16 protein-coding genes and 1 riboswitch are annotated in these 17,383 nt (G+C 37.4%); of the genes, 14 read left to right on the top strand and 2 right to left on the bottom strand.

The annotated features are described in order from the left end of the window. Nucleotides 1–64 precede the first annotated feature (64 nt). From ACFXN8_RS08930 to ACFXN8_RS08890, 9 genes are all read left to right on the top strand, one after another. Nucleotides 65–1,042 (top strand): thymidylate synthase, encoded by a 978-nt coding sequence (locus ACFXN8_RS08930; RefSeq protein WP_386844435.1) that lies wholly within the window; start codon nucleotides 65–67, stop codon nucleotides 1,040–1,042. 590 nt (nucleotides 1,043–1,632) lie between these two features. After that, complete coding sequence (locus ACFXN8_RS08925; protein ID WP_386844433.1) at nucleotides 1,633–1,821, top strand: hypothetical protein; 189 nt, start codon at nucleotides 1,633–1,635, stop codon at nucleotides 1,819–1,821. A gap of 45 nt (nucleotides 1,822–1,866) precedes the next feature. After that, a complete protein-coding gene (locus tag ACFXN8_RS08920; protein WP_197143701.1) occupies nucleotides 1,867–2,073 on the top strand; it encodes a thymidylate synthase in 207 nt (68 codons plus the stop codon). 102 nt (nucleotides 2,074–2,175) lie between these two features. Next, nucleotides 2,176–2,586, top strand: a complete 411-nt coding sequence (locus ACFXN8_RS08915) for an Rrf2 family transcriptional regulator (protein WP_386844431.1) — start codon at nucleotides 2,176–2,178, stop codon at nucleotides 2,584–2,586. Between the two features lie 75 nt (nucleotides 2,587–2,661). Then, on the top strand, nucleotides 2,662–3,291 hold the full coding sequence (locus tag ACFXN8_RS08910; RefSeq protein ID WP_386844533.1) for an NAD(P)-dependent oxidoreductase: 630 nt from the start codon (nucleotides 2,662–2,664) through the stop codon (nucleotides 3,289–3,291). Nucleotides 3,292–3,671: 380 nt separating this feature from the next. After that, entirely contained in the window at nucleotides 3,672–3,800 is a 129-nt protein-coding gene (locus ACFXN8_RS08905) for a hypothetical protein (RefSeq protein ID WP_386844429.1), read from the top strand. A gap of 23 nt (nucleotides 3,801–3,823) precedes the next feature. Next, nucleotides 3,824–4,453 carry a hypothetical protein gene (locus ACFXN8_RS08900; RefSeq protein WP_386844427.1) on the top strand — a complete coding sequence of 210 codons (630 nt, stop codon included), beginning with the start codon at nucleotides 3,824–3,826 and terminating at the stop codon, nucleotides 4,451–4,453. Between the two features lie 214 nt (nucleotides 4,454–4,667). Next, complete coding sequence (aspA, locus tag ACFXN8_RS08895) at nucleotides 4,668–6,086, top strand: aspartate ammonia-lyase (protein ID WP_376073914.1); 1,419 nt, start codon at nucleotides 4,668–4,670, stop codon at nucleotides 6,084–6,086. A 143-nt stretch (nucleotides 6,087–6,229) separates the two neighbouring features. After that, nucleotides 6,230–7,480, top strand: coding sequence for a methyl-accepting chemotaxis protein (locus ACFXN8_RS08890; protein WP_376073912.1), 1,251 nt, complete (start codon nucleotides 6,230–6,232; stop codon nucleotides 7,478–7,480). Between the two features lie 112 nt (nucleotides 7,481–7,592). Here ACFXN8_RS08890 and ACFXN8_RS08885 read toward each other — a convergent pair whose 3' ends face one another. After that, the gene (locus tag ACFXN8_RS08885; protein ID WP_386844424.1) at nucleotides 7,593–8,021 is read right to left on the bottom strand and encodes a DUF4181 domain-containing protein; all 429 of its coding nucleotides are present in this window, start codon (nucleotides 8,019–8,021) and stop codon (nucleotides 7,593–7,595) included. An 813-nt stretch (nucleotides 8,022–8,834) separates the two neighbouring features. Here ACFXN8_RS08885 and ACFXN8_RS08880 point away from each other — a divergent pair. The 5 genes from ACFXN8_RS08880 to ACFXN8_RS08860 all read left to right on the top strand — a co-directional run bounded on the left by ACFXN8_RS08880 (nucleotide 8,835) and on the right by ACFXN8_RS08860 (nucleotide 15,145). Then, a complete protein-coding gene (locus ACFXN8_RS08880; RefSeq protein WP_376073908.1) occupies nucleotides 8,835–10,325 on the top strand; it encodes an amidase family protein in 1,491 nt (496 codons plus the stop codon). A 1,064-nt stretch (nucleotides 10,326–11,389) separates the two neighbouring features. After that, a complete protein-coding gene (locus ACFXN8_RS08875; RefSeq protein ID WP_376073907.1) occupies nucleotides 11,390–11,890 on the top strand; it encodes a sigma-70 family RNA polymerase sigma factor in 501 nt (166 codons plus the stop codon). After that, nucleotides 11,887–13,149 carry a DUF4179 domain-containing protein gene (locus ACFXN8_RS08870; RefSeq protein ID WP_386844421.1) on the top strand — a complete coding sequence of 421 codons (1,263 nt, stop codon included), beginning with the start codon at nucleotides 11,887–11,889 and terminating at the stop codon, nucleotides 13,147–13,149. Before ACFXN8_RS08875 ends, ACFXN8_RS08870 begins: the two co-directional genes overlap by 4 nt. A gap of 444 nt (nucleotides 13,150–13,593) precedes the next feature. Next, a riboswitch (cobalamin riboswitch) is annotated at nucleotides 13,594–13,777 on the top strand. 251 nt (nucleotides 13,778–14,028) lie between these two features. After that, a complete protein-coding gene (locus tag ACFXN8_RS08865) occupies nucleotides 14,029–14,793 on the top strand; it encodes a hypothetical protein (protein WP_386844419.1) in 765 nt (254 codons plus the stop codon). Between the two features lie 55 nt (nucleotides 14,794–14,848). Beyond that, nucleotides 14,849–15,145 (top strand): hypothetical protein, encoded by a 297-nt coding sequence (locus tag ACFXN8_RS08860; RefSeq protein WP_386844417.1) that lies wholly within the window; start codon nucleotides 14,849–14,851, stop codon nucleotides 15,143–15,145. A gap of 102 nt (nucleotides 15,146–15,247) precedes the next feature. On the opposite strand, the gene ACFXN8_RS08855 is transcribed toward ACFXN8_RS08860, so the two are convergent. After that, the gene (locus ACFXN8_RS08855; protein WP_386844415.1) at nucleotides 15,248–17,188 is read right to left on the bottom strand and encodes a GTP-binding protein; all 1,941 of its coding nucleotides are present in this window, start codon (nucleotides 17,186–17,188) and stop codon (nucleotides 15,248–15,250) included. Nucleotides 17,189–17,383 lie beyond the last annotated feature (195 nt).

Genomic DNA, 17,383 nt, shown 5'->3' with positions numbered 1-17,383 from the left:
GTCCAAATGTAGTTATTAGATGTTATAATGGTCAACAGCATACTTGAAGGAGCTGTTGATTGACATGGCGCATCCAGAAATCGCGTACTTAAATTTACTACAACATATATTAGAGAATGGTGTTAAAAAGGAAGATCGTACAGGAACTGGTACATATAGTGTATTTGGCTATCAAATGCGATTTGATTTAAGCAAAGGCTTTCCTCTTTTAACGACGAAACGTGTACCATTCAAACTTGTAGCAAGTGAGCTACTTTGGTTCATCAAAGGGGATACAAATATTCGTTATCTATTGCAAAACAACAATCATATTTGGGATGAATGGGCTTTTAAAAAATGGGTTGAGTCTGATGAATATTCAGGTCCTGACATGACAGACTTTGGTCGCCGTTGCTTAATGGACGAGTCTTTCAATGCAGACTATAAAAAAGAGTTAGCATCATTTTGTGAGCGTGTTTTAACAGACGATGAATTTGCACGTAAATACGGAGAGCTTGGAAATGTTTATGGCAAGCAGTGGCGTAATTGGACAACAACAACAGGAGAAAGTATCGATCAATTGCAAGATGTAATTGATCAAATCAAGCACAATCCAGATTCACGACGCATTATTGTCAATGCATGGAATCCAGAGGATGTTATTAATGCGGGAGCAAAGGGCAGTAAAGCGGCACTACCTCCGTGTCACGTGATGTTCCAATTTTATGTCGCAAATGGCAAATTGAGCTGTCAACTAATGCAAAGAAGCCTCGATACATTACTAGGCTGTCCATTTAATATTGCGTCATATGCATTACTGACACATTTAATTGCTCATGAATGTGGTTTAGAAGTCGGCGAATTTATTCATAGCATTGGGGATGCTCATATATATTCAAATCATGTGGAGCAAGTAAAAGAACAGCTTTCCCGCGAGCCTAAGGACCTACCAACCTTAAAAATCAATCCGAATAAAGCGTCAATTTTCGACATAGAGCTCGAAGATCTTTCTATTGAGGGCTATGATCCACACCCAACAATTAAAGCACCAATTGCCGTTTAACTTGAAGCAGCAGCCGTTTTGGTTGCTGTTTTTTTAAGCAATCAAACAGTGAAGGAGTGGAGATACAGCTCAAGGCGATGGATAGAATTGGCAAAGAGAAGGATAGATAGGCCGAAGTCATGGATAGAATCGTCGAAGTGATGGATAGAATCGGCAAAGTCGTGGATAGAAGTACCAAAATCGTGGATAGAAGTCAAAGCGACGGAAGGAACAGCCAAAGCGACGGAAAGAACAGCCGAAGCGACGGAAAGAACATCCAAGGTGATGGATAGAATCGGCAAAATCGTGGATAGAAGTCAGAGCGACGGAAAGAACATCCGAAGTGACGGAAAGAACATCCAAGGTGACGGATAGAATTGGCAAAGAGAAGGACAGATAGGCCGAAGTCGTGGATAGAATCGTCGAGGTGATGGAAAGAACAGTCAAAGCGACGAATAAAAATACCAAAAGAGAAACCTTTATTATTTATAATAGAGCCAAACTTTCTAATAAAAATATGAAGGATGTTTAAATTTATGAAATTTTTACCGATATAAGTTTTAATCTGGAAATCCAAATAAAATTTAGAGGTGAATGATGTGAGGAGATCATTGATTTTTCAAATAGACGGAAGAGAACGTGAGCAGCGTTTAAGGACGAAATTGCTTACGAATACTCCTCAAGTAAAAGAGGGGTCTGAGCTACCACACATCTCTACTAAATTAACATTGGAGCAAATACATATAATGATGCAAGTCGTTGAGGAAATTCGCCTGAAACGTTATAAAGAAAGACTATAAATGTAAGCGCCTTCTAAGCTATAATAGCTGAGGAGGTGTTTTATAATGAACGTGGTATTTGTAGATTCGGTTTTAGGTACAGAGCTTTTGCATATGGTATCACATGATGTGGCAGGGACATTAGCTGCAGCGCAGGGGGAAAGTGTGACGTTTCCAGTTGGCCATTTTAAGTATGAATTTCATAACTTAGATTTTTATGAGGAAGATGGAGAAATACGACAAGAATTAGTCATTTACGTAAAGAAAGTATAATACTTCGTAAAATGAAAAAAATAAATGCAGGTGTAAATAGAGCAATTTGTTTGCTTTTATTCAAACCTGTAACTATAATAGTTACAACGGGTGGTGATACATATGGTGAACAGTCGATTTTCGGTAGCGATCCATATACTTTCGCTTATTGCAACAACATCTGATAAAAGTCAGCTAACGTCTGAGTACATTGCTGGAAGTGTGAATACAAATCCAGTTGTTGTGCGACGTATGATTGGTGTACTGAAAAAAGCGGGCTTGCTTACCTCGCAATCAGGTATTGCAGGCTATGACCTTTTAGTAGAGCCAAAAGATTTAACGCTATTAGCTATTTACCATGCGATTGATGGACCAGAGCAGCTATTTGCGATTCATGATGAGCCAAATCCAGCTTGTGCAGTTGGTCAAAAAATCCAACGGACATTGGAAGGTGTTTATACATCTGTTTGGCATGCAATGGAAGAACAACTTCAAGCACAAACTTTACAGGATGTGCTAGATCAACTTCGTTAAATCAACGAAGTCGATCTTTTGTATCTAACCTGTAACTGAAATGGTTACAATTGAAAAATAGGAGGAATTATAATGATGAAAATTGCAGTAATTGGTGCAACAGGGAAAGCAGGACAAAAGATTGTAGAGGAGGCACTGCAACGTGGTCATGATGTAACCGCGATTGTTCGCTCAGCTTCCAAAGTAACAGCAAATATTCCAGTAATTAAAAAGGATGTTTTTGCATTATCTCAAGAAGATGTGAAAGGCTTTGACGTAGTCGTAAATGCGTTTGGTGCTCCTTTTGGTCAGGAGGAATTACATGTGAAAGCTGGCCGTCATTTAATTGATATTTTCACGGGTATTGATACAAAATTATTTGTTGTCGGTGGTGCGGGAAGTTTGTTTGTAGACCCAGAGAAAACTGTACGCGTAATGGATACACCAGATTTTCCAGAAATGTTTTATGCGACAGCTAAAAACCAAGGTGAAAATTTACACGACTTACAACAATCAGCCAGTACTTGGACATTTTTAAGCCCATCTGCTTTCTTTGATCCAGAAGGTCCACGTACAGGTAGCTATACTGCTGGAGAAGATCATTTATTAGTAAATGATGCTGGGGAAAGCTATGTAAGCTATGCAGATTATGCCGTTGCTGTATTAAATGAAATTGAAAATCCCAAACATGTTAACAGCCGTTTTACAGTGTCTTCTAATAAATAATCATTAACCGAGCGTTTTAAATTTATTATAAGTCAAGAATTAAAGTCATATCTTTATCACAGCAGTGTTCTTGTTATAAGGTACAACATTATAATAGTCAAATTTAGCTGAACTAATACAACCAATTAGTTCAGCTTTTTTGATTGTGGTCCGTGAACAATTGGGGATATTTGTACGTTATATAAATAATGAGGTAGGCTGTTTTAAGAATTAATTATTTTTATTGCAAAATTTTGAAGAATAGGATGAGTAAACGTTTTATCAAATTCATTTTCAAAGAGGGCGGAATTTTGAAGTAAATAAATATTCGTTAATAGGAACCTTGTTAATTGGGTCATTAAAGGTTGTGGTGACCAATCGAGAGTTAAAGGGGGAGCATAATGAGTATGGATGAGAATATCGAACTGTATCCTGTTAAACAAACGATGAAAAGTCTCTTAAAAGGTTGTCTTGTTTTTGGTCTAATTGTCTCCGTTTTAGTGTTGATCGCTATTATCATTTTTATATAATAAAATTTAAAGAAAAGGAAATAATGACCAGCGAGTCACCGGATGGGATAAATGTCATTAAAGTCGTAGAAAAAGGAGAAACAGCTTTATTTTTCCCGTCCACAGTTAGAGTAAAATATAGAGATAAATATATCGAACGAATTGTTAAAAATGATGGAAAGAATCTTGACGATTCAAATGTTACGATCAGCTGGAAAAATGATGCTGAAGCAACGATTACGTTATATGGAGAAGAACAAAACCCCGACGTCATTAAATTTAATGCTGAAGATTCAATTCCTCTTGAATTAGGAGAATTTGATAAAAAACAAACTAATGCTGAAGAATTTATCCCGTTTAAAATAGTACACGACGGACAAAGTTCATTTACGTTTAAAACGAGTGATTCACCGGGGCTTGTAAATATCATTGAGTTTAGGGAAGTAATTCCATCAATTGAATCCGGTCTCTCGGCAACGGTCCATATCTATTATGGAAAAAGGGGAAGTGTTTTAGAAAAATATATTGAGTATATTCCTAGTGATATGTATGCTCCAGACAACTTCAAGATCGAATGGAAAAACGATGAACAAGTGAAAATCGATGTCATGCGGGAAAATGAAAAAGGAGAAATCTATATAGAAGAATCCATAGAGATTGATAGTAACGAATAAGTGAACCTTATAATCAGGTTAGGACGATATTAACCATCTTCAACCATCATGTACATGTATTTTCTTTATTGTTTCAGAGTAGATCTCGGCTTTTAAGGAATAAATAATAATGTCTTTTCAGGAATTTTTCATTTTACAGACAAATGACTGTTTACAATACGGCAGTTATTAGCTACTATCAAGTGTGAGGATTACATAAAAGGAGACGACAATTATGTCCACACAACGTATAGAAAAAGACTTTTTAGGTGAACGTGCCTTACCAAGCAATGCTTACTACGGAATCCAAACGCTTCGTGCAACTGAAAATTTCCCGATTACAGGGTATTCAATTCATTCAGCACTTATTAAAGCAATGGGTATTGTTAAAAAAGCAGCTGCATTGAGTAATATGGAGGTACACCTACTTTCAAAAGAAATCGGAGATGCAATTGTCGAGGCTGCACAAGAAGTTATTGATGGCGAGTGGGATGCTGAATTTATCGTTGACCCAATCCAAGGCGGTGCTGGCACATCGATTAATATGAATGCCAACGAAGTGATTGCTAACCGTGCCCTAGAGATTTTAGGCAAAGAAAAAGGGGACTACCATGCAATTAGCCCAAACAGCCATGTAAATATGTCACAATCAACAAACGATGCTTTCCCAACAGCAATTCATATTGCTGTGTTGAATTTGATAGATGAACTACTTCTTACAATGGAAAACATGCAAGCTGTGTTCCACCAAAAAGCGGAGCAATTTGCGCATGTTATTAAAATGGGTCGTACGCATTTACAAGATGCTGTACCGATTCGATTAGGGCAAGAATTTGAAGCATATTGCCGTGTAATCACTCGTGATATTGCGCGCATTCGCCAAACTCGCCCGAATTTATATGATGTAAATATGGGAGCGACAGCTGTTGGTACAGGATTAAATGCATTCCCTGACTATATTCAATCAGTTGATATTCATCTTGCTGAAATTTCAGGATTGCCGCTTAAAGGCGCTACTCACTTAGTAGATGCAACACAAAATACGGATGCTTATACAGAAGTATCAGGCGCATTAAAAATTTGTATGATTAATATGTCGAAAATTGCTAATGACCTTCGTTTAATGGCTTCTGGTCCACGTGCTGGATTAGGGGAAATCATTTTACCAGCGCGTCAACCTGGATCGTCTATTATGCCAGGGAAAGTAAATCCTGTTATGCCAGAGGTACTTAACCAAGTGGCCTTCCAAGTAATTGGTAATGATCAAACGATTTCTTTAGCATCTGAAGCAGGACAATTAGAATTAAACGTAATGGAGCCTGTACTAGTCTTTAACTTAATTCAATCTATTAGTATTATGAATAATGTGTTCCGAGCATTTACACAAAATTGCTTGAAGGATATTGAAGCAAACGAAGACCGCATGAAAGAATATGTGGAAAAAAGCGTTGGCGTACTAACAGCAGTGAACCCACATATTGGCTATGAAGTAGCTGCACGACTTGCACGCGAAGCAATCCTATCTGGTCGTTCAATTCGTGAGCTATGCCTTGAAGAGGGTGTACTAACGAAAGAACAATTAGATTTAATTCTAGATCCATATGAGATGACACATCCAGGTATTGCCGGATCAAGTATTATGAAATTAAAATAATTGATGATGAAAGCACTTTGTCTAGCGCAAAGTGCTTTTTATAATTCTTATTTCTTACAAAAGTTGGACTTTTTTCTATGAATTTTAGGAGATTTAAACTATAATTGTTTCTAGGAATAATATTATAGTTGGGGGAATTTAGTATGAGTTTACGAAGAAAAAGTATAATTGGCTTTTCTACTTTAAATGTTCTCATGGGTGTTATTTTGATTATAGACCTAACAAATTTAACATCTTTAGAATGGCTATCTACTTTATTAACAGTAATAGGAATTACAATGACAATTTCGTGTATTTTCTATGTGAAATATAAAATTATTAAGCCAATTAAACAATTAGCAACATCCGCTCAAGCTATCGCTGAGGGGAATTTGCACAGTTCTCCTATTGAGATAAATTCCAATGATGAGGTTTCAGAGTTAGCTAAAGCGTTTATTGAGATGAAGGAACAACTACATACGATGACACAAAAAATTGCAAGTAGTTCTACAGAATTATCAGCGAGCATAGAGGAGCTATCAGCAAGTACAAATGAAATTACAGATGCAGTAAACGAAGTTGATTCACAAATGGAGAATACAACTGATGGTCTTAAGAAAGCAGCGCAGTCTGCAAATGAGAGTGCTATAGCTATGCAGGAAACTGCTGATGGCATTGAACGAATTACCGTGGCAACGCAAGATGTATTTGATCATGCGAAAGAAGCAAATGACATTGCAGGCAATGGTGCGGAAATTTTACATGTAGCTAAAAATCAAATGGAATTCATTTCGGATTCTACTGAAAAAACAAGTCAATTAATGCAACAATTATCAGGCAAAATGACAGATATAAAATCTATGACCGAAATGATTACGGCCATTACAGATCAAACGAATTTGCTTGCATTAAATGCAGCGATTGAAGCGGCGCGTGCGGGAGAGCATGGTAAAGGCTTTGCAGTAGTAGCGGAGGAAGTCCGAAAATTGGCAGAGCAATCTAAGCATTCGGCTATTCAAATTGTCGAGCTAGTAGTTGGTATTGAAAGCGATACAAAACAAGTAGCTACCTCTGTCGAAGAAGACTTGAAAAACGTTCAACAGGGCGTCTATGTTATTGATGAGGCTACAAAGTCGTTTGGTACGATCTCTCAGCATGTTAGCAAAATGACGAACCAGCTAGAGGATATATCCACAACCTCTGAAGAGCTTACAAGTAGTGCGAATGAGGTTACAAAACTAGTTTCGACTATCGCAAATGGAATGGATAGTTTAACTAATTCCACAGAAGTCGTTCTACAGTCAGTTGATGAGCAAAGTGCCTCCATGCAAGCGGTCAACATGGTAGTGTCACAAGACCTATGTGTACAAGCTGAAAATTTACAAAAGCTTACACAGAGATTTAGTGGACATTAACGTGTAACATTATCCATCAAAAAAGGCTATTTTGCAGAGGGATTTTCTGCGAAATAGCCTTTTCTATTTAAAGAGAGGTCTAGTCAATTTCCTGAGGTTAATAGCTTTCGAATTAACTATTAAATAAGCCGAAAAAATCAGTTTTTATCGTCAAAAATACGATGCAAATCATAAACATCATTTCTGCGATAGTAGCAACAAAGTCTTTTCTATTTTCTGCGTATTTCCATTCCATAAATGCTCGTAAAATTTCAGAGGATACTAAAAAAACAATTATGATAAACCATGTTTCAAAATACCATGCAATTTCAACCGTATCATTGTTAATTGTGTAATACGCGCTAATTAATACTAGAGTCATAAAAAGTAGTCGTACCAACAGATCTAGTTTTTTATGTCTTTCGTTCAGGTAATCAGTAGAAAACCATTTCTTCCTCTCGGCACCTAAGAATTTCCTTGCTACAAAACCAAAAAGAGGAATTATTAAAAGTAGCACAATTAGAAAAAGTATTAATGTTCTTAGTTCAATAATAGTATTCAATGTCATTCACCTCTCAAACGTGCCTTTTCTTAGGCTAAAGCAGCTCCGGATTAATTATTCATTTTTTTCCAAACCTTCACTGACATGTTGAAATATAAGCCAAGCCAAATAAGCACATTACGACACCCTAAATGCCCCTAAGCATCTTCAATGATCCCCAACCCTGACTCTGTCCAAACTAACTGAAAATTCTATATGTATAGAGAGTGTAGCACAATACAGTATGGTTTGGTAGCGAATTGGAAAATATGCAACCAATGACATTACCCCGTTGTATACAAAATGCGAGCTTGCGGAGCATGATACAAGGGTTTGGCTAAAAGGATTGCTTTATGTTGCCTACTAATCCTGAGAAGGTTAGGCGGGGATCTCTAAGGAAAGGTTTCGAAATCATACAAGGTGTTTAGGAATATTTATAGAATAGAATAAACATAGCATTAAAAAATTTGAAACAAAAGACTTTAAGGGAGTTGATGTAAATATTAACATTTATCGCATTATTTATTCCTTTATATGCGATGTTTATTTGGCAATTCTTCAAACCTGAGAAAGCAATTTTAAACGGACAAGTAACGCTATTTCGATATTTTAAAGACAAGAGTGCAATAGAGGGGCAGAAACGTAAGAACTTTAAAAGAGATCTGACCGAGAAAGAAATAGTGCAAACAAAAATTAGTTCTGTTATAGGTGTTGTATTTTTAACGATAATTCTATTAATGATAAGCCTAATATAAATGTTTAGACTAAAGTAATTAAATACTATAATGATAGAAGAAGCGTATCGATTTGTATTGAAAGCAAGGGGGAACTTAAATGGGGATAAAGTTTAATAGCTTTTTTAGAGAAGAATTGTCAGTAATTGATATTCAGGTAGCTTTGGAACATGGTGAGATTACATCAAAAGAATTAACAATGTATTATTTACACAGAATTGCTAAGTATGATCAAGATGGACAGAGAATTAATTCTATGCTTGAAATTAATCCTGAAGCGATATTTATTGCTGAGGCATTAGATGAAGAAAGACGAACAAAAGGGGCTAGAGGGCCTCTACATGGAATTCCGGTTGTTTTAAAAGACAATATCGAAACGAAAGATTTTATGCATACTAGTGCAGGCGCAATAGCATTAGAAAACTATGTAGCTGGGCAGGATGCATTTCTAGTAAAAAAGCTCCGTGAAGCGGGGGCTGTTATTTTAGGGAAAGCAAATATGACTGAATTAGCGAATGGTATGTCGAGTACGATGTGGGCGGGGTATAGTTCTCGAGCTGGACAAACACTTAATCCTTATGGAGATCCAGAACTTTATGTGGGAGGATCCAGCTCGGGGTCGGCGGTAGCAGTGGCATCGAATTTTGCTGTTCTATCAATTGGAACGGAGACAGATGCCTCGATTTTAAGTCCTGCTATTACAAATTCAGTAGTCGGCATAAAACCGACTGTAGGGCTCATAAGTCGTCAGGGCATTATTCCATTTACATACTCTCAAGACACAGCAGGACCAATGGCAAGAACGGTTACAGATGCAGCTATTTTATTGGGCGTATTAACAGGAGTAGATAAAGACGACGTAGCTACATATAAAAGTGAAAGAAGGATACAGCAAGACTACTCCATCTTTTTAGATGCTACAGGATTAAAGGGCGCTAGAATTGGTGTTTATACGAATGCCTCCAAAACTTATTATGAGTCAGAGGAATATGACGAAACCCTTTTTAATAATGCAATTCAGGTTTTAAGAGAGCAAGGGGCCGTTATTAATGAAGACATCGAAATCCCTTCTTTTCACAGAGACTGGAAAAGGGGAGTAATGCTCTATGAATTAAAGCATAGTTTAAATAATTTCCTTGTAAATTTACCTTCTCACATGCCTGTAAATTCTATCTCTGAGTTAATTCAATTTAATAAACGTTCAAGAGAAAAGTCGTTGAAATATGGGCAGGACAAATTGGAATCAATAGAGAATTTACCGAACATGTTAAGAGATTCTGACTATTTAAATGCCAAATTAGAGGACTTGTATTTTTCTCAAGAGCAAGGAATAGATTATACATTAAAAAAATATGAGCTAGATGCGATAATGTTTCCATCATATATAGGCTCGACAATTAGCGCGAAAGCCGGATATCCGTCTATTGCCGTCCCAGCGGGGTATATGGAAAATGGGAGACCGTTTGGCATAACATTCGCAGGCACTGCATTTAGTGAGGATGTTTTAATAAAACTCGCATTTGCATACGAACAAGCAAGTAAATTACGAAAAGCTCCGAAGTTGTATGAAGATCCTACCAGACTCAACTAACTTTAAAAATGGCTGTTTTCCTAAAGATTGGTGCTGTTAAAAGAAAAAGGCAGATTTAATCTACTAAACGTGAAGAAATTTTATCTTTTTATATTTCGTGAATCATTAGGTTCCGTTAGTTGAATAATTCATTTGTTCATTTTTGGGTTAAATTGTATACAATAGTTGTAAAGAAATCTTTACTTTTGGAAGCGTGGACAGGATGATTATAATTTTAGAGCCTTGGCATCATTTCAGGCCAAATTATTTAGAAATGAAGCTGGATTAATACAAGAACAATTTGCTAAAGAACTAAGAATAACGGGACAAACAGTAATTGCAATAGAAAATCACCTACAATCCTAGTTAAAAGTTGGGCTCTCTAAGATTTTTTTATGAAAATGTAGAGAATATTTTCATTTTTGAGGAGGATGAGTCTAGTGCATTCTGACAGAAAAAAATCGATAAGTATTTGGTTGTGCGTTGCGACTTTAGTTGTAATTAATTTGTTAGTTGCTCTATTTGAACAGCCATACTCATACGGGTCTATACCTATGAGTATAATTTTGCTTTTGGGCGTTATCCGATATTACAATGGAAAAAGAGAACGAGATAATTGAAGACGAACGCACAATTCAAAATAGGAATAGGTACAATCAAAATTTACTTTTCTGGTCGATCATCATTGTATTAGCTGTTCTAGCTATACTACTTCTAAATGGTATTAAATCTGTTTCAATAGAGAACATTATTTTAGCTTTTTGTATGATATTGCTCGGAGGTTTTACATTCAACAGTTATATTTCAAGGGGAAAATAGGCGCCCAGAAATGGACACCTATTTTTTTATTTGAAGGGAGCAAAAATTTTAGAAACACCGAGACTACAAGGTATTAGATGAAAGATTGTTGCTCTTCAACTAACGTCGCAGGTTCGTTGAAGAAGGAATTAAAAACTTATGTCTTCAAAGGAACATCTTTGATGCAAAGATTAAAGGCAAATCCATAGACGGTTTCCTATATAATTTTAAAATTTTTGAACGAAATGAAGCATCGCTCCGTCTAATGGAGGAAGGAGGCGAAAAGGATGGAATTTGAAATCGTGCAGCGTGCTATTCGTGGGGATCATCAAGCGATACTTTCACTTATTGAAATGGATGAAGATATTTTATATCGCATGGCTTTTACATATTTGAAAAATGAGCAAGACGCTTTAGACGTGATGCAGGACCTAGTTTACAAGGCACTGAAAAAAATGCATACCGTTAAACAGCACGAATATGCCAGAACATGGCTCGTGCGCGTCTTAATCAATTGTTGTAAAGACCATTTACGAAAACGTCAACCAACCGTTTCAATTCAGGAACATCACCAAGTTGAATGGGTCATCTACTCTGATATGGAGCGGTTATTGGAACATTTATCCTTGTCGGAGCAGCAACTCGTCTATATGAAATATTTTCAGCAACTAAAAAACAAAGAAATTGCCGAACTAAATCAAATTCCGGAGGGTACTGTAAAGTCTAAGCTTCATTACATACTAAAGAAGCTTAGAAACTTCGCTGGAGAAAAGGAGGACTGGCTATGAGTAAACTACCGATTGACGTTCCAAAGGAGAAACTTCAACAAGTACGGATGGATATGTTTCGTAAAGTTCAACGAGAAAAAAGAGCAAAGAAGCGCATTGTTTCGGTTTCAATAGCCTTTTTGTTTTGCTTAAGCTTTTTATTTTCAATTCGTGTTTCTCCTACGATTGCTAGCCATGTTGCAAAAATACCTGGCTTTCAAGTAATTGTATCTGCGGTTGTAAGAGATAAAGGAATAAAAGATATTGTGGACAATGACTACTTTGAAGAAATCAATGTGACGCAGTCTAAAAATGGACTATCGCTTACTTTGCAAGGCGCGATTGCTGATAATTCGGGATTAGTACTTTACTATGACGCCGATGCCTCATTTGATATTTCGGAATTACACTTGGAGGGAGTTCAATTGTTCCAAGGGGACAAAGAAATTGAAGGCGGAGGTTCATTTACGGGCAATCAATCCTATCAAACACGCATCTCTTCTTCAGTAGATTATAGTTTTTCTGAGCCTTTCGCTTATACATCAAAGGATTTTAAAGCGGTTTTTCATTTTTATGAAAAAGATAAGGGGAATATTGAAATTTCGATTCCGTTTTCACTACAAAATGAAATCGCTAAGGAGAAAATTTTTACTGCGAATCGTACTGTAAATGTCGATAGTCAGAAATTTACGATTACAAAAATTCGCCGATCTCCATTAAGAATGGCACTCGATATTGAATTAGATGAAGCGAATACGATGCAAATTTTATCTCTTGAAAATATTGCGGTTGTGACGGAAAATGGGGAGCGAAGAGAAGAAGGCGTTAAAAATGGCATGTTTATAGGCAGAAATATTCGCGAGGGTAAATTCACACTAAATTTACAAAGTAACTATTTCCATGATTCAGATTCACTCAAAATATTAATTGGAGCTGTTCATGCCGTTCCAAAGGGCAAGGATTTTATCGAAGTCGATTTTGGTACAAAAGAAGTACTCACGAAGCCCGATTATTTGGATTGGGATATTTCTGTAGCGCAGCAAGGTGTATCAGTTGCTGCAAAGAAATGGGATGATAGAAGTCGACATTCGTTTCTAAATAGTGCTGTAAAAGCAGATGGCACGACGTTAGAATATACAAGTGGCTCGTTCTCAGATGATGAGCAGTACCTATTTGCGACGGAGAACTTTGAAAATTATGATGGCAAAGCAAAAATATATTTAAACTATTACTTCAATCCTATCGGAAAAAATATTGAACTGAATATTCCATTGCAATAAAGTAAAGATGTTCAAAAAGGCTCTCCTTTTTGAACATCTTATTAATTTTTCCATACTTATGGTAATATTCCGGTAAAGCCTACCGAATAACATGCTACTAGGTTATCTTGATACAGTATGTGCTGAAGCTATCTCGATTGGAAATGCAATTTCAAACGGAGAAAGATACTTTGATACAATTGTTGCCGTTAGACATCCTTATTCTGATGAGAAAAATAGAAAGTTTAGAGTAGTTAGTCTATGTAGGAGGTGTAGGGATTTGATTTCCTGTTATTTACCAGATTATTTTTTACTGTTTTAGATATAGATGGAGAGTTACGGATGCTTTAGTGCAAAAAGGAAAATAAAAATAAACACAATCGACTTGCTTTTAACTAGAACACCCTTTACTATTAAAGGGAATAATTAGAAAAGAATATGTCTTGTCTGATCTATTTAACAACTGAATAGCGTGGAGTAATAGGTGTAAATTGCGTGCAATTTACTTAAAAGGGAAGTCGGTGCAAATCCGACACTGTCCCGCAACTGTAAATGTGAGCGACTTTTCATATACCACTGTTTAACGACGGGAAGGGGAAAAGTAGCGATGATCATGAGTCAGGATACCTGCCTATTATGAGTACACACCATAACCCTACGAGGAATAGGAGGTGGCATGTTGACAAAACAGAATGCTCTGTTCGTCACTGTACGTCAAACGCCCAAAATAAAAGAAGGTAGTCGCTTTCGAGGCAATTCTTTTATGCTTGGGTATAATTTGACATTATGTGACGAATGAAAAAGATAGAATGAAGGATTTCCTCTAGTTGTAGGAGATCCTTTTTTTATGCGAAAGAATACTTCCGTTTTGAAAAATATGTACGAAAAGAGGATGCACGTATGACGAATATTCATGTATGTACAACACAAGAATCGCAATATGTAGATATGGAAATTTGTAAGCAACCACGCACTGAAGTTGCCAAGAAAGCTACAACAAGAATGGTCGTAGAATCACTGGTCGATCAATTAATAGCTAACAATCTTATTAGTAATGAAAGATTGTTTGATCAAATTTTATATAACAAAGATATTATTTGGATTCAAAATGAACGTTTTAATGGGCACCTTTTTGCAAAGGCGAATATTACAGATCAGCTTAAAACAAAAACAAATGATTTTATGATGTATATGCCGACAAATCCAATTGTGTACGAGGTGAATGGTGAGCAGTATCATTTAATTACACGCATCGATTCGACTCGTGCAAAACCAAATTTAGAGCGACTTTCCCAAGTCCCTAAGGCAATACTAAGTGCTGCTCGGGTCAATGATTTATTGTGTTCGATAGTGATGCGCTTTTATGAAGTATATGTAGAGGATTTATCGCAAGTAGCTCATAAAAATAAACAACTGATCAATTTTGTAGAGCAAGAGTATCATCAATTTTTAAAAGCGGTGAAGGAACTAAATGATTATCATTTAAACTGGCACCCACGAGGTAATGGTCATCAGCTATTGGTTGAATTGATAGATAATTTGCAACTTTTAAAAAGTCGCCCAGGCAAGGTTTTAATGGATTTCTCTAATTCCCATAGCTGCGTTGTCGTAGAACGTTCATTTCCCATTTTCAAACAGGCACAGAAAACGAAACAAGCTTTGTGAATCTAAGATGCGGGGGATAAGATGAATGTCCCCAGGAGAAAGGTATATTCCTTGCATGATCGTAGAATGGCGTCGCCAGCATAGGATTGATATCCGCGTGGGGCAAGAGAATACCCGCGGAAGGAAGGTAAATACCCGCGAAAGCAGGAGAAATACCCGCGGAAGAAAGGAAAATACCCGCGGAAGCAGGGGAAATACCCGCGGAAGCAGGGGAAATACCCGCGGAAGGAAGGTAAATACCCGCGGAAGGAGGGTAAATACCCGCGCGAAGCAAGAATACCTGCGGAAGGAAGGTAAATACCCGCGAAAGCAGGGAAAATACCCGCGCGAGGCAGGGGAATACCCACGATAGCAAAATAACTCTCCACGAAATATAAAAAAACCCCGTAAAAGTTAGATAGGTGTCTAACTTTTTCGGGGCAGTTTAAACAAATCATGTCCTGTTTCTATAAATTTAGTCAATACAATGCATCGCAGCTTGTGCCTCATGCCATGGAACGGAGTAGCCCTTGCCTTTTGCACAGAAAATACTAGAGGATGTATATTCGGGATCGGCGTTCTTATCGTAGCCAATTTGCGCAATAATGTCTTCTGTATTGTGACACGCGTCATAGCCATCAAATTGTAGTGAAAGTACGCCCTTCCCATTTGTGTAGGCGGCAAATGTTGTGCTGTAGTTCATAAATGTTGCGACAGGGGCTCGACCGGTTACAATCGCATCATGTTCAGTTAAGATTGGTGCGTCAAATGTACCGGCAGCTTGCTGAATATCGGTCATCATGCGTCCAATAAAATCACTAGGGGCTTTGAGTTTAAAGCAGTAATACGGCTCTAGTAATACATTTTCAGCTTGCTCCAGCCCTTGCCGTAATGAACGGAATGTTGCTTCACGGAAATCGCCACCTTCAGTATGTTTATTATGTGCGCGTCCCGTTAAAAGCGTGAAGCGTATATCTGTCACGGGAAAACCAGTTAACAGCCCATGGTGATCGCGCTCGAATAAATGTTTTTCAATGAGTCGTTGATGTCCAACTGATAAATCATCCGCATGGCATGCATTGACAAATGTATTGCCGGTACCGCGTGTATTTGGCTCCATTAATAAATGGACTTCTGCATAATGTTTTAATGGCTCAAAATGACCATAGCCTGTCACAATTGTGGCGATCGTTTCCATATACAAAATCTGTGGTTCGCTAAATGAAATGTTTAGCGAGAAGCGTGTATGAAGCACTTCGATAAGAACCTCGAGTTGGATGACACCCATAATATGTACATGAATTTCTTGAAATTTTTCATGCCATAGTACACGTAATGAAGGTTCTTCTGCTTCAAGTGTGCGGAACATTTTTAATACTTCCTTTATATGCTGATCACCTTCATAGTGTACTTTTGCCTGTAACGTCGGTACTAACTCATAAGGTTGTGGATTACTAGAATAACCAATGATATCGCCGATGTTTGCTTGGCTAATCCCTTTAACTGCAAATATTTCCCCAGCTTTAACCTCTTGAGCTGTCTCATAACGACTGCCATTGTATAGTCGAATTTCCGTCACTTTTTCAGTCTCGTCCCCAAATGAAAGTTCATCACGGACATGTAACGTTCCTTGCAAAGCCTTGATAAACGTTAAGCGTTGATGCCCATCGTGACGAATTTTAAACACCTCACCTTGAAACGGAGCATTGTACTTAAAATGTGTCTCTGATAATAGGGGGAGCTGTGATAGGAATTCCTTTATCCCAATATCTTTTAAGGCAGAGCCAGTAAAACATAAAAAGGCCTTTTCTTGTTTAATCATCTGATGTAAATGAGTAATGCAGTTTGAGCTATCCAATGTCTCATTAAGAAAAGCATCGAGTAGCTGCTCATCACGTTCAGCAAGCCATTCTTTCATGTCGTTTGAAACATAGTCAGAACGGAGCGGTTCGTCTACGAATAGAACATCCGCAGAGCAATCCTTTTGAAGCTGCGCCATAACGGCTTCAACATCTGCCCCTTCACGGTCAATTTTGTTGATAAAGAAGAAGGTTGGGACGTGATATTGGCGTAAAAGTTGCCACACTGTTTCCGTATGACCTTGTATTCCTTCGACGGCACTAACAATGATGATGGCATAATCCATAACCCGAATGGCACGCTCCATCTCTGGAGAGAAATCGACGTGCCCAGGTGTATCGATTAACGTATATGTATCATCTCCAAGCGTCATGCGACCTTGCTCCGCAAAAATCGTAATGCCTCGCTGACGCTCCAGCTCATGATTATCTAGAAATGTGTCTTGGTGATCCACTCGCCCACGAGCTTGAATACTGTTTGTATGAAATAGTAATTGCTCAGAAAATGTTGTTTTTCCTGCATCCACGTGAGCAAGTACTCCAATTGTTACATGCATAAAAAAATCCTCGTTTCTATTCATTCATTTATCAACATTGTAACAGAATTGGGATGAAAAATATTTCGTATAGTGTTTATATATTTATGGTTATGATTTGTTGATATTTTGCGGGACGTACAGTCAGTAAAACTGCATAGCTTATAAGGATAATAGCTATAGAACTATACAAAATTTTTTACCGTTTTTTCTTAA

The sequence above is a fragment of the Lysinibacillus sp. NPDC059133 genome (assembly GCF_042755925.1).
GTDB lineage: Bacteria > Bacillota > Bacilli > Bacillales_A > Planococcaceae > Lysinibacillus.
This window is presented reverse-complemented; position numbering and strand designations above follow the sequence as displayed.